This is a genomic window from Streptomyces sp. NPDC025806, assembly GCF_055558275.1.
Map to the genome: position 1 here is coordinate 151,991 of NZ_JBVHMU010000014.1, position 13,629 is coordinate 165,619.

The following is a 13,629-nucleotide window of genomic DNA, read 5'->3' on the forward strand; positions in this document are numbered from 1 at the left end:
CGTCCTCCGCCCGCCGCCGATCGGTGGGCCCGGGGTGCCGCCGCGGGGGCGGCTCTCCGGGCTCTACGGCCCGGGCCCGAGGACCCGGGAGCCGGCCCGGTCGTGGTGCGGGGTGTTGCTCTGGGTGCCCTGGGTGACCTTGGTGTCCTGGGTGCTCAGGGTGATCGGGGTGTTGCTGACCCAGGTGGTCTGCGCCCGCCCGGGGTGCCAGGCCCCCGGGAGCCCCGGGGGATTCCCGGGACTCACCCGGTGGTGCTCGCCGGAGCACCACCGGACAGGTCGGGCGAGGACGGGTCGGACGAGGACGGGTGGGGCCGGGCCGCCGGGGCATGTGTGGATGGCGGCGGTGCCGGGTCGCCCGAGGGGCGGCCCGGGGTGCCGGGGTGGGCTAGTCGCTCAGTTCCTTGAGTTGGATGTCGCGGAAGGAGACATGGTCGGCGTCACCGTGGTTCTGGATGCCGATGTAGCCGTTCTTGAGGCTGCGCTCGGGGTCCGCGTTGGTGAAGTCGTTGATCTTGACTCCGTTGAGGAAGACCTGAAGGCGTTCGCCCTCGACCCTGATCTCGTAGGAGTTCCACTCGCCGGGCGGCTTCAGGGCCGCGTCGCGGGCCTCGATGTCCGCCGCCTTGAACGTGTAGACGGACCCGGTGGTGCGGTCGGGCGCGTCCGTGGCGTCGATCTGGACCTCGTAGCCCTTGTTCACGGCGGACCAGGGGTCGTCGGAGGCGGGGAAGCCCACGAAGACGCCGGAGTTGTCGTCGCCCTGCATCTTCCAGTCGAGCTTGAGGGAGTACGACGAGAGCTCGTGGGCCTGGTACCAGAGCAGGCCCATGCCGCCGTGGGACGCGAGCGTGCCGTCCTTGATGTCGAACCCGCCGGGGCCGGCCTGCTTCCAGCCGTCCAGGGTCTGACCGTTGAAGATCGGCCGGTAGCCCTTGTCCGGCTTGCAGTCCGCCGCGGTCTGGCCGGTGGCGTACTTCAGACCCCCGAGGAGGTGCTTGCGGTAGGCGTCGTCCGTGTAGGACTCCTTGGTGTGACCGAGGCCGGTGTAGAAGGAGCGGCCCCCGCCGTAGTTCTGGCACCAGGCGATCGGGTGGTCGCCCTTCATGGTGCCGCCCTGGTAGGTCGTCTCGTCGAGCGAGGCGAGGACGTGGACCTTTCCGCGCGAGTTGGTGCGGTAGTTGTACAGCTCGTCGGTGCGCTCCCAGGTGGCGTCGAGGTGCTTGGTCGCCGGGTTGTCCCGGTCCTCGACGCGGACGGTGGCCTTCTGGATGGCCGGGTGGGAGGCGAACCAGGCGCCGACGAGGTTGCCGTAGTACGGCCAGTCGTACTCGGTGTCGGCGGCGGCGTGGATGCCCATGTAGCCGCCGCCCTCGGCGATGTAGTCCTCGAAGGCCTTCTGCTGGGTGTCGTCGAGGACGTCGCCGGTGGTGGAGAGGAAGACGACGGCGTCGTAGCGGGCGAGGTTGTCGGGGGTGAACTGGGCGGCGTTCTCGGTGGTGTCGACGGTCATGTCGCTGCCCGCGCCGAGTTCCTTGAGGGCGGCGATGCCGTCCGGGATGGCGTCGTGGCGGAAGCCGGCCGTCTTGGAGAAGACCAGGACCCGCTTGGCGTCCTTCGCGGGGGCCTGGGTGGAGAGCTCGAAGGAGTCCAGGTCGTAGAGGGCGCCGGTGCCGCCCTTGAAGACGAGGTAGAGGTCGGTGGTCTTCGTCGGGACCTTCGTCAGGGCGACGTCGACGTTCTGGAAGGTGGCCCAGCCGCCGGTGACGGGGACGGTGGTGGAGCCCAGGAGGGGTCCGGTCGCGGAGCCGGTGCGCACTTCGAGGACGCCGCCGGCGCCGCCGGAGGAGACGCGGGCGGTGAGCTTCTTGACGCCGGTGAGGTTGTAGGGCGTGAAGGAGATCCAGTCGCCGTTGTTGATGTCGCCGACGGTCTTGCCGCCCTCGGCCTCCGTCTTGCTCTGCTGGGCCGTGCCCTGCTGCTTGCTGTAGTGCTCGGCCTGGCGGTGCGGAGGCTGGACGACGGCGCGGGCGGTGCCGGTGAGCGCCTCCTGGCCGTTGGCCCCCTTGTCGGTGTAGCTCGCGCCGACGACGCCGTAGATGTTGGCGTTGGGGTCGTGTCCGCCGTCACCGGCGGGCGGCTTCAGGGTGCCCTCGCAACCCATCTCACTGGTGAGCTCGTGGGCGTGGGAGTCGTGGCCGAGGCTGTAGGCGACCTTGACCTTGGAGCAGTCGATCTGCTCCTCGGGGTCGGTGACCGTCACCTTGAAGGGGACGGGGTCGCCGAGCTTGGCGAGGGTGCCGTTGGCCGGGAGGTCGATCTTCACCTTGGGTTCGGTGTTGCCGACGACGATCCGAGTGCTGGCGTTGCCGGTGTTGCCCTCGGGGTCCTTGGCGGTGAAGGTCGCGGTGTAGGTGCCGACCTTCTTGTACTGGTGGGTCGGGGTGAGGCCCTCGCCCTTGGTGCCGTCGCCGAAGTCCCAGCCGTAGGTCAGGTTCGGCGAGTCGGCGTCCTTGGCGCTGCCGGTGAAGGCGACCTTCATCCCGGCCGCGCCGGAGGTCCTGTCGGCCTTGACCTCGGCGATCGGGGAGAAGCCGTCGGCGGCGTTCTCGATCCGGTACAGGGCGGAGTTGTCGTCGCCCTGGAACCAGGAGACGCCGTAGTCGAGGACGTAGAGGGCGCCGTCGGGGCCGAACTCCATGTCCATGATCTGGGTGCCGGTCCACGGGAAGTCGTTGATCTTCGCGACCGTGCCGTCCTCGTTCTGCTCGATCCGCTTGATCCAGCGGCGGCCGAACTCGCCGGCGAAGAAGTCCCCGTCGTAGGCCTCGGGGAACTTCACCTTGGAGTCGAGGTTCGGGTCGTAACGGTAGACCGGGCCGCCCATCGGGGACTCGGAGCCGGAGCCGAACTCGGGTACGGAGCCGCCGTCGTAGGGGATCCAGGCGGCCTGCGCGGGCGGCAGGTCGACGAGGCCCGTGTTGTGCCGCGAGGTGTTCTTGGGTGCGGCGCAGTCGAAGGTCGCGCCGGACTCCTTGGTGGCGAAGTCGTAGTCGACGTACGGGTCGTTGTCGCCGGTGCAGAAGGGCCAGCCGAAGTTGGCGGCCTTGGTGACCTTGGCGAACTCGACCTGACCGCCCGGGCCGCGCTTCGGGTCCGCGGCGCCCGCGTCGGGGCCGTAGTCGCCGACGTAGACGGTGCCGGTCTTGTCGTCGACGCTCATCCGGAACGGGTTGCGGAAGCCCATCGCGTAGATCTCGGGGCGGGTCTTCTCGGTGCCGGGGGCGAAGAGGTTGCCCTCGGGGACCGTGTACGAGCCGTCCTCGGCGACCTTGATGCGCAGGATCTTGCCGCGCAGGTCGTTGGTGTTGCCGGCGGAGCGGCGGGCGTCGAAGGCGGGGTTGCGGTCGGGCCGCTCGTCGATCGGGGTGAAGCCGTCGGAGGCGAAGGGGTTGGAGTCGTCGCCGGTCGAGAGGTACAGGTTGCCCTGCGCGTCGAAGTCGATGTCGCCGCCGACGTGGCAGCAGATGCCGCGGGACGCGGCGACGTCGATGACCTTCTTCTCGCTCGCCATGTCGAGGGTGCCGTTGCTGTTGAGGACGAAGCGGGACAGGCGGTTGACGCCGTCGAACTTCTTGAAGTCTTCGGCGGTGCCGGTCTCCGGGGCGTCGCCGGCGGGCGTGTCGAGCGGCGGCGCGTAGTAGAGGTAGACGGCCCGGTTGTTCTTGAAGTCGGGGTCGATGCCGACGCCCTGCAGGCCTTCCTCGTCGTGGTTGTAGACGGGGATCTTGCCGGCGACCTTGGTGACGCCGCCCTGGTCGGTGAGGCGGAGCGTGCCGTCGCGGGCGGTGTGCAGGACGCTGCGGTCGGGGAGCACGGCGAGCGACATCGGCTCGCCCATCTCGGGCTCGCCCTTGGCCAGGGGGACCTGCTGGAACTGGCCCTCGGCTGCCGCGGCGGACGAGGTGGCGGCGGGCGAGGCGGCCGGCGCGACGTTGTCGGCGGGCTGGGCCGCGACGGCTGTCAGCGTCGGGGTGCCCGCGGCGAGCAGGGTGCCGGTGAGCAGGGCGAGGGCGGTGCGGAGTCGGGGGCGACGCAAGGCTCCGCTGCTTCTGGATCGGGTTCTGTGCACGAAGTCCCTCCGGGAACGGGTGGGCCGTACGGAACGGGTGCTCGGACGTGCGGTGCGGGCGCCGGGGTGCGCCGTCACCCCGGAGGTGCGGGTGTCCCGGAGTGCTCGGGGCGACTGCGGGGACACGTCTGGGACCGTAGCGGCGTTTGTCCGGGGCGAACACCCCTTGCGCCACTGTTGGTTGAGCTTTCTCCCATCGCAGGACAAAGCCGGTTCGGGGCAGCCCGGATCAGGGACCGGCGCGCGGCGCCGGTCCCTCCCCCCGTGGCGATGTCTAGCCGGGTGCCGGGTCGGTCAGCTGTTGAAGGCGGCGTCGAAGGACGCGGTGGGCGGTTCGAAGTCGAACGCCTTCAGGCTGCGCAGGGCCTCGGGGGCCCCTTGCAGGCGGTCCATGCCGGCGTCCTCCCACTCCACGGAGATCGGCCCCGTGTAGTCGATGGAGCGCAGCATGCGGAAGACGTCCTCCCAGGGCACGTCCCCGTGTCCGGCCGACACGAAGTCCCAGCCGCGGCGCGGGTCGCCCCAGGGCAGGTGGGAGCCGAGGCGTCCGTTGCGGCCGTCGAGGCGACGCCGGGCCTCCTTGCAGTCGACGTGGTAGATCCGGTCCCGGAAGTCCCACAGGAAGCCGACCGGGTCCAGGTCCTGCCACACGAAGTGCGAGGGGTCGAAGTTGAGGCCGAACGCGGGCCGATGGCCGACCGCTTCGAGCGCCTTGTGCGTCGTCCAGTAGTCGTAGGCGATCTCGCTGGGGTGGACCTCGTGGGCGAAGCGGACGCCCTCGGCGTCGAACACGTCGAGGATCGGGTTCCACCGCTCGGCGAAGTCCTCGTAGCCGCGCTCGATCATCGACTCGGGGGCCGGGGGGAACATGGCGACGAGATGCCAGATCGAGGATCCGGTGAAGCCGATGACGGTGTCGACGCCGAAGGCCGCGGCGGCGCGCGCCGTGTCCTTGATCTCGGCGGCGGCCCGCTGCCGCACTCCTTCGGCGTCCCCGTCGCCCCAGATGCGGGCGGGCAGGATGCCCTGGTGCCGTTCGTCGATGATGGCGTCGCAGACAGCCTGGCCGACCAGGTGGTTGGAGATCGCCCAGCACTTGAGCCCGTACTTGTCGAGCAGGGCGTGGCGGGAGTCCAGGTAGGACGGGTCGGCGAGGGCCTTGTCGACCTCGAAGTGGTCGCCCCAGCAGGCGAGTTCCAGGCCGTCGTAGCCGAAGTCGCGGGCCAGGCGGCAGACTTCCTCGAGCGGCAGGTCCGCCCATTGTCCGGTGAAGAGCGTGAACTGGCGTGGCACGGTGTGCGGACCTCCTCAGGCCGGTACGGGGGTGTAGACGGAGTTCTTCGCCGCGCTCTCCTCCACGGCGGCGAGGACCCGCTGCACCTGGAGCCCGTCGGCGAACGACGGGGCGGGCGCCGTGCGGGCGGCGATCGCGTGGACCAGGTCGCGGGCCTGGTGCGCGAAGGTGTGCTCGTAGCCGAGGCCGTGGCCCGGCGGCCACCAGCCCTCCAGGTAGGGGTGCTCGGGTTCGGTGACGAGGATGCGGCGGAAGCCGGCGCTGACGCCGGGTTCGGTGTGGTCGTGGAAGTACAGCTCGTTGAGGCGCTCCAGGTCGAAGGCCAGCGAGCCGCGTTCACCGTTGAGTTCGGCCTTCAGGGCGTTCTTGCGGCCGGACGCGAAGCGGGTCGCCTCGAAGGAGGCGAGCGCCCCGGAGGCGAAGCGGCCGGTGAACACGGCGGCGTCGTCCACGGTGACCTGACCGACGCCGCCGGCGCCGGTCGCCGACAGGCCCGACGTAGCGCCGGCGGGCAGGGGGCGTTCCTTGACGAAGGTCTCGGTGAGCGCGGAGACCCCGGCTACGGGCTCCCCCGCGAGGAACTGGGCGAGGTCGACGGCGTGTGCCCCGAGGTCGCCGAGCGCGCCCGAGCCGGCGTAGGGCTTCTGGAGGCGCCAGGTGAGCGGGAAGGCGGGGTCGACGAGCCAGTCCTGGAGGTAGCTGACGCGGACGTGACGCAGGGTGCCGAGGCGGCCCTCGGCGATCATCCGGCGGGCCAGGGCGATGGCCGGGACCCGCCGGTAGTTGAAGCCGGTCATGGCCAGCTGGCCGCGTGCGGCGGCGGCGCGCGCGGCCTCGGTCATCGCCTCGGCCTCCTCGACGGTGTTGGCGAGCGGCTTCTCGCACAGCACGTGCTTGCCGGCTTCGAGGGCGGCGACGGCGATCTCGGCGTGGCTGTCGCCGGGGGTGCAGATGTCGACGAGGTCGACGTCGTCCCGGGCGATCAGCGCGCGCCAGTCGGTCTCGGCCGCGGCCCAGCCGAGCCGGTCGGCCGCGGCGCGCACGGCCTGCGCGTCACGCCCGCAGACCGCGGCGAGCCGGGGCCTGAGCGGGAGGTCGAAGGCGTGTCCGACCGTGCGCCACCCCTGGGAGTGGGCGGCGCCCATGAACGCGTAGCCGACCATGCCGACGCCGAGCACGGGCCTGTGCCCGGGCGCGCCGCTCCCCTCTCCGCCGCCGTCCCCCGTCGCTTCCCGGACCGTCGTCGGGCCCGTGCTGCTGCCTGCCATGCGGAAGTCCTCCTCGTCCACGCCGTGATCGCCAGGTGCCTCGTGCCGGCACCCGTCACCTGAAGCCGGTCGGCATGTACTGGCCGACGTTCTTCTTGTCGACGACCGCCGAGTAGAGGGTCACGTGCGCGGGGATCTCGAACTCGGCCATGCCGCCGATCCCCTTGCCCTGGCCGAGGGCGCGGGCGAGGTCGATCGCGGACGCGGCCATCGTCGGCGGGTACAGGACGGTCGCCTTCAGCACGCTGTCGTCGGCCTCGATGGCCTGCATGGCGGAGAGCGCCCCCGCGCCGCCGACCATCAGGAAGTCGTCGCGGCCCGCCTGCTTGATGGCGCGCAGGGCGCCCACGCCCTGGTCGTCGTCGTGGTTCCACAGGGCGTCGAAGTTCTTCTGCGCCTGGAGCAGCTGGGACATCTTGGCCTGCCCCGACTCGACGGTGAAGTCGGCCGCCTGGCGGGCCACCTTCTTGATGTTCGGGAAGTTCTTGAGGGCGTCGTCGAAGCCCTGGCTGCGCTGCTTGGTCAGTTCCAGGTTGTCGAGTCCGGCGAGCTCGACGACCGTCGCGTTCTTCTTGTCCTTGAGCTGCTCGCCGATGTAGTTGCCGGCGCTGAGGCCCATGCCGTAGTTGTCGCCGCCGATCCAGCAGCGGTAGGCCTGCGGGGTGTTGAAGATGCGGTCCAGGTTCACCACGGGGATCCCGGCGCGCATGGCCTTGAGGCCGACCTGGGTGAGGGCCTTGCCGTCGGCGGGCAGGATGACGAGGACGTCGACCTTCTTGTTGATGAGGGTCTCGACCTGGCCGATCTGCGCGGCGGTGTCGTTGGAGCCCTCCGTCGCCTCCAGGGTGACGTCGGAGTACTTCTTCGCCCGCTCCTTGGCGTTGTCGTTGATCGCGTTGAGCCAGCCGTGGTCGGCCTGCGGGCCCGCGAAGCCGATGGTGACCTGCTTGCCCGGCTTGTCGTCGGCGACCGGCTGGTCGGCGGCCTTGCCGCCCGAACCGCCCTTGTCGCTGGGCTCGTTACTGGTGCAGGCGGTGAGCAGGCCGCCCGTGGTGACGGCTGCGGCCGCGCCGAACAGGATGTTTCTGCGGCTCGTCATGTCTGGCATGGCGTCGTCCCTTCCCGGGGCACGAGAGGTGGTGGGCTGGGGGTCAGGTGGTGGAGTGGGCGTCACGTCGCTGGACCAGGACCGCAGCGACGATGATCGCGCCCTTGGCGATCTGCTGGACGTCGCTCTGGAGGTTGTTCAGCGCGAAGATGTTGGTGATCGTCGTGAAGATCAGGACGCCGAGCACCGAGCCGACGATGGTGCCGCGGCCACCCGTGAGGAGGGTGCCGCCGATGATCGCGGCGGCGATGGCGTCGAGCTCGTAGAGGTTGCCGTTGGTGTTCTGGCCGGAGCCGGAGAGCACGATCAGCAGGAACGCGGCGATGCCGCAGCACAGTCCGGACAGCAGGTACAGGTAGAGCCGCTGGCGGCGTACGTCGATGCCGGCGAGGCGGGCGGCCTCCGCGTTGCCGCCGACGGCGACGGAGCGGCGGCCGAAGGTGGTGCGGTTGAGGACGAGCCAGCCGATGACGGTGACCGCGGCGAAGACCAGGACGAGGGGCGGGACGCCGAGGATGTAGGAGTCCCGTTCGCCGAGGCTCAGCACGCCGTCGACCGTGACGACCTGCGTCTTTCCGTCCGTGATCTGGAGGGCGAGGCCGCGGCCGGAGGCGAGCATCGCGAGGGTGGCGATGAACGGGACCATGCCGCCGTACGCGATGAGGAGGCCGTTGACCAGGCCGCAGGCGACGCCCACGACGATCGCGGTGAACAGGATGCCGACGAAGCCGTACTCCTGCGTCGCGACGGTCGTGGCCCAGACGCTGGCCAGGGCGACGATCGCGCCCACGGAGAGGTCGATGCCGCCGGAGATGATCACGAAGGTCATGCCGACGGTGACGACGCCGATGACGCTGGCCTGGGTGAGGATCAGCTGGACGTTGTCCGTGTCCAGGAAGCTGTCGGGCTGAGTGATGCCGCCGATGACGATGAGGGCGGCGAGGACGCCCAGGAGGGAGAGGGTGCGGAGGTCTGCCCTCAGGAGGGTCTTGGGCGGGGACTTGTGCGGGGATGTGGCGCGTTTCGGCTCCGCCGGGCGGGCGGGGGTGGCGGGGTGCGTCATGGCGCCGTCCCTTCTGGGTGGGGAGTTCTCCGGTGCGGGTCTTCTGGTGTGCGGGTTGTCCACTCGCCGTGGGGCGGATGGTTGTCGGCGGGTGCGGGTTCGTCGTGGCTGGTCGCGCCCCGCGGCGGAGCCGCTGAAAGACACAGCCCCGCGCCCCTGAGGGGCACACTCCGTGCGCCCTCAGGGGCGCTCACGCGGAAGCCCCCTCCATCACCAGGTCCAGGACCTCGTGTTCCGTCAGGGACTGGGCTCGGGACGCGTGGACGACCTTGCCCTCCCTCAGGACCAGGACGCGGTCCGCGAGGCCGAGGACCTCGGGGACCTCGCTGGAGACGAGGAGGACGGCCAGGCCTTCGTCGGCGAGACGGCGGATGACGGCGTAGAGCTCGGCGCGGGCGCCGACGTCGACGCCGCGCGTCGGCTCGTCGAGGAGCAGGACCTTGCAGCCGCGCAGCAGCCAGCGGGCCAGGACCGCCTTCTGCTGGTTGCCGCCGGAGAGGGTGCGCACGGGGACGGAGGGGTCGTCGGGGCGCAGGGAGAGGTCGCGGGTCGCGCGGTGCGCCGCGTCCCGTTCCGCCGCCCGGTTCAGCCAGCCGCCGCGCGCGAAGCGGGACATGGAGGAGACGGAGACGTTCCGGGTCACGGATTCGAGCATCAGGAGGGCCTGCGCCTTGCGTTCCTCGGGGGCGAGCCCGAGGCCGGCGCGGACCGCCGAGCGGACACTGCCCGGGCGCAGGGCCGTACCGGCGACGGTGACCGTGCCGCTGCTCGGCCGCCGGGCCCCGTAGATCGTCTCCAGGATCTCGGAGCGGCCGGAGCCGACCAGTCCGGCGAGGCCGACGATCTCGCCGGGGCGGACGTCCAGGTCGAGCGGGGCGAACTCGCCGTGCCGGGAGAGGTCACGGACCGTCAGGACGGGTTCGGCGACGGGCTCTTCGGTGGGGCGGTCGGGGAAGACGTACTCGACGTTGCGGCCGGTCATCAGGGCGACGACGTCGCGCGTCGGGGTGTCCTTCGCGGGGAGGCCGACGGCGACGGCGCGTCCGTCCTTGAGGACGGTGACGCGGTCGCCGATGCGGCGGATCTCCTCCAGGCGGTGCGAGATGTAGACGACGGCGACGCCGTCGGCGGTGAGGTCGCCGACGATGCGGAAGAGGTTGTCCGTCTCGTCGGGGTCGAGTGCCGCGGAGGGCTCGTCCATCACGATGAGGCGCACGTCGTGGGAGAGGGCGCGGGCCATGGAGACGATCTGCTGGTGCGCGGCGGAGAGGTCGCCGACGAGCGTGCCGGGGTCGATCTCGCCGTGCCCGAGCCGCTGGAGCAGGGCGGCCGTCGACGCCTTGGCCTCGCGTCCTCGTACGACGAAGCCGGCGGAGGTCGGCTCATGGCCCAGGTGGACGTTCTCGGCGACGGACAGGCCTTCCACCAGGTCGAGTTCCTGGTAGATCGTGGCGATGCCGAGGCGCATGGCGGCGATCGGGGACCGCAGAGTGACCGTCTCACCGGCCCAGGTGATGGCGCCGTCGTCGGGCTGGTGGGCGCCGGCGAGCACTTTGATGAGCGTGGACTTGCCCGCGCCGTTCTGCCCGAGGAGGCAGTGCACCTCACCGGCCCGGACCTCCAGGTCCACTCCGTCGAGGGCGCGGACGCCGGGGAACGATTTGGTGATGCCGGACATGGTGAGCAGCGGTGACGCGGATGCCGAGGGTGCCATGGCTGTTCCCTTGTGAACGGGTGCGGGCCGGTTTCAGGGCAGGGCGGAGCAGAGCTCTGTGCTGTGCGGGAGAGCGGCGGCCTCGATGGGCGCGCGGAGACAGGGGCTACGGAAAAAAGGGGCTACGGAAAAACGGCGTGCGGCGGCTCGTGGTGACACGTGTGCACGCGACGGGAACGCGAAGGTCCCACGGGTACGGGTGCGGGTGGCGCTGTTCCGGAGCCGGGCGGCGGCGTGCGCCCGGGCGTGGCGTGAGGAGCCCCGGGAGGGGCTACGCGGGGGAGAACAGGTGGTCGCTGATGAGGCGGGCGCCGCCGATGACTCCGGCGGTGGGGCCGAGCTCCCCCAGGACGATGGGCAGGTTGCCGGTCGCCAGGGGCAGCGACTGGCGGTAGACCTGGGTGCGCAGGGCGGCGAGCAGCGTGTGGCCGAGGCCGGTGACCCCGCCGCCGATGACGACGAGGCCGGGGTTGAAGAAACTGACGAGGGACGCGATGACCTGGCCGGTGCGGTTTCCGCCTTCGCGGATCAGGTCGAGGGCGGTGGCGTCGCCGGCCGCGGCGGCCACCGCTACGTCCGCCGCGCTGAGCTTCCCGGCCGACTCGAGTCGTCCGGCGAGCTCGGGCGAGCGTCCGTCCCGTGCGGCGTCCTCGGCGTCGCGGGCGAGTGCCGCGCCGCTGAAGTACGCCTCCAGGCAGCCCTTGTTGCCGCAGGCGCAGGGCCTGCCGTCGGGTTCGACCTGGATGTGCCCGATGTCGCCGGCCGAACCGGTCGTCCCGCGGTACACCTCACCGCCGACGACGATCCCGCAGCCGATACCGGTGCCGATCTTGACGCAGAGGAAGTCGCGCGCCTGGCGGGCCACGCCCGCGTGCTGCTCCCCCATCGCCATGAGGTTCACGTCGTTGTCGACCATGACGGGGCAGCCCAGTTCCTGGCTGAGCGCCTCGCGGACCGGGAAGCCGTCCCAGCCGGGCATGATCGGTGGCGCGACGGGCACGCCCTCGGGGAAGCGGACGGGACCGGGCACACCGATGCCCGCCCCGTCGAACCCCTCGGCGAGCCCGGACGCCTTCAACTTGGCGGCCATGGCGAGGACTTGCTCGAAGACCGCGACCGGACCCTCTCGCACGTCCATGGGCTGCGTGATGTGCCCGAGGACCTCCAGCTCGGCGTTGGTGACGGCGACGTCGACCGAGGTCGCGCCGATGTCGACGCCGAGGAAACGGAGTTCGGGAGCGAGCCGGATGTTGTGGGAGCGGCGACCGCCGCGCGAGGCGGCGAGTCCGTCGGCGACCACGAGTCCGGTCTCCAGGAGCCGGTCCACCTCGACGGCCAGCTTCGACCGGGAGAGGTCGACCTGATCGCCGAGCTGAGCCCGGGAGTTGGGCCCTCCGTCGCGCAGCAGGCGCAGCAGGCGCGCCTGATGCGCGTTCGCGGGTCGAGCCGTCATGCGTCTCACGTGCCCCTCCCCGCCTCTTCGGGCTCCAGTGGCCTTGCTCCGGCAGCGCCTTGCTCGCGGCACTGCCCTGCTTGCGGCAGTGGCCTTGCTTGCGGCAGTGCCTTGCTTTCGACGGTGAACGTAGCAGCGCCTGCCGGGTGTGGGAAGAAGTTGCGCAGGAATCACCCACGACTTTCTCCCGTCACAGGACAAAGCCCGGTGCGACAGCGACGGTTCACCGGCCGCCGACGATCTCTGTCCCGGGCCGCCGTGACCTCATTACGCTGCGGGGATGGAGCAGGAGCAGCTGCGGATGGCCGGGCTCGGGTCGGGTCCCGACGCGATGATGCGGATCGTCGCGTTCTTCGACGGGCTCGGGGAGTCGGCGGCCGACGCGGACACCGTCGTACGGCGGACGGCCGCGCTCGCGCAGTGCGGCGTCGGCGGCCGGCTGTCCTCGGGAGCCGTCGTCCGGGGCGGCCCGCAGGGCGACCGGCTCGACGGGCCGCCCCGGGGAACCCCCGCCGGGGACCCGGAGGTCTGGCTGGAGCGGACGGGCCCCGCGCACCCCCTGGACCCCGTGCTCCTGAACCGCCTGTCGCACACGTTGCGCATGCTGGACCTCCGCCCGCCGGCCCGCACCGATCTGCGCCTGGGCGACCCGGCCCTGGTCGAGGTCCTCCTCTCCGACACCGAGCAGCGCACCGACCGGGTCCGCGCCGTCGAACTGTCGGGCCTCGACCCGGGCCGCGACGTACGCGTCCTCGCGCTGTACGCGGACCGGGTCGGCCCCGTGCTCGACCTGATCGAGCGGCTGTGCCCGGGGCGGCTCGTCCGCTCGGCGCCGATCGGCGGGCTGACCGCGGTGCTCACGCAGACGCCGGTCGAGGACCGCGCGCTGTGCGACGCCCTGCACGCGGCGCTCGCGGACGCGGCCCCCGCACCACAGCGCCCCGGGAACGGACGCGGGCGCGGCCCCTGGGTCGGCGTCGGCGAACGGATGAGCGTGTACGCGGCGCCGGCCTCGTGGGCGCAGGCGCGGCGCGCCCTGCGGTTCGCGTCGTCCACCGTGTACGGGCGGCGGGCGGTGGCGTTCGGCCGGCTCGGGCCGCTCGACCTGCTGGCGGACGTGCCGCCGGGCCGGTTGCTCGGGGCGCGCGGGATCGCGCACATCAACGCGCCGGCGGCGACGGCGGCGGGCGCCCAGGACGTGGACACGCTGGAGGCGTTCTGCGTCTACGGCTCGCTGCGCAGGACCGCCGCCGAACTGCATGTGCACCACAGCACGGTGGCGAGCCGACTGGCCCGGGTGGAGGCGGAGACGGACTGGGACCTGGGCAACTCGATCGACCGGTTCGTGGCGACGCTGGTGCTGATGATGCGGCGAATGGCGCTCTCCTCGGCGGAGCTGGCAGCGGCGGAAGAGGGGGCGGAGGAGGAGGGGGCAGCGGCCGAAAGGCGTAGGCGGACCCGGCGAACACCCGGCGGACACCCGACAGGAGTCGGCTGTCACCCGCTGATCCGCCGACGGCCGTCTGCTGCCCGCGCCGGGCCGCGCTGAGCAGAATCGGGCCCACCCCCAGAGCCCTTCTCCAGAAGAGGAACCCCC

General features: G+C 71.6%; 9 protein-coding genes. 1 reads left to right on the forward strand and 8 read right to left on the reverse strand.

The window, feature by feature from the left end; translation table 11 throughout:
* Positions 1 to 63: 63 nt before the first annotated feature.
* From ACZ4E1_RS28765 to ACZ4E1_RS28800, 8 genes are all read right to left on the reverse strand, one after another.
* Positions 64 to 246 carry a hypothetical protein gene (locus ACZ4E1_RS28765; protein ID WP_467544670.1) on the reverse strand — a complete coding sequence of 61 codons (183 nt, stop codon included), beginning with the start codon at positions 244 to 246 and terminating at the stop codon, positions 64 to 66.
* A 142-nt stretch (positions 247 to 388) separates the two neighbouring features.
* A complete protein-coding gene (locus ACZ4E1_RS28770) occupies positions 389 to 4,132 on the reverse strand; it encodes a ThuA domain-containing protein (protein WP_467544673.1) in 3,744 nt (1,247 codons plus the stop codon).
* Positions 4,133 to 4,426: 294 nt separating this feature from the next.
* Complete coding sequence (locus ACZ4E1_RS28775; protein ID WP_467544676.1) at positions 4,427 to 5,425, reverse strand: sugar phosphate isomerase/epimerase family protein; 999 nt, start codon at positions 5,423 to 5,425, stop codon at positions 4,427 to 4,429.
* 15 nt (positions 5,426 to 5,440) lie between these two features.
* Positions 5,441 to 6,589, reverse strand: a complete 1,149-nt coding sequence (locus ACZ4E1_RS28780) for a Gfo/Idh/MocA family protein (RefSeq protein ID WP_467544796.1) — start codon at positions 6,587 to 6,589, stop codon at positions 5,441 to 5,443.
* Positions 6,590 to 6,749: 160 nt separating this feature from the next.
* Positions 6,750 to 7,802 carry a substrate-binding domain-containing protein gene (locus tag ACZ4E1_RS28785; protein WP_467544679.1) on the reverse strand — a complete coding sequence of 351 codons (1,053 nt, stop codon included), beginning with the start codon at positions 7,800 to 7,802 and terminating at the stop codon, positions 6,750 to 6,752.
* A 43-nt stretch (positions 7,803 to 7,845) separates the two neighbouring features.
* Positions 7,846 to 8,865 carry an ABC transporter permease gene (locus ACZ4E1_RS28790; protein ID WP_467544681.1) on the reverse strand — a complete coding sequence of 340 codons (1,020 nt, stop codon included), beginning with the start codon at positions 8,863 to 8,865 and terminating at the stop codon, positions 7,846 to 7,848.
* Between the two features lie 190 nt (positions 8,866 to 9,055).
* Positions 9,056 to 10,543 (reverse strand): sugar ABC transporter ATP-binding protein, encoded by a 1,488-nt coding sequence (locus ACZ4E1_RS28795; protein ID WP_467544799.1) that lies wholly within the window; start codon positions 10,541 to 10,543, stop codon positions 9,056 to 9,058.
* A 307-nt stretch (positions 10,544 to 10,850) separates the two neighbouring features.
* Positions 10,851 to 12,032, reverse strand: a complete 1,182-nt coding sequence (locus tag ACZ4E1_RS28800) for an ROK family transcriptional regulator (RefSeq protein WP_399126473.1) — start codon at positions 12,030 to 12,032, stop codon at positions 10,851 to 10,853.
* Between the two features lie 280 nt (positions 12,033 to 12,312).
* Here ACZ4E1_RS28800 and ACZ4E1_RS28805 point away from each other — a divergent pair, with 280 nt between their 5' ends.
* A complete protein-coding gene (locus ACZ4E1_RS28805; protein WP_467544684.1) occupies positions 12,313 to 13,581 on the forward strand; it encodes a PucR family transcriptional regulator in 1,269 nt (422 codons plus the stop codon).
* Positions 13,582 to 13,629 lie beyond the last annotated feature (48 nt).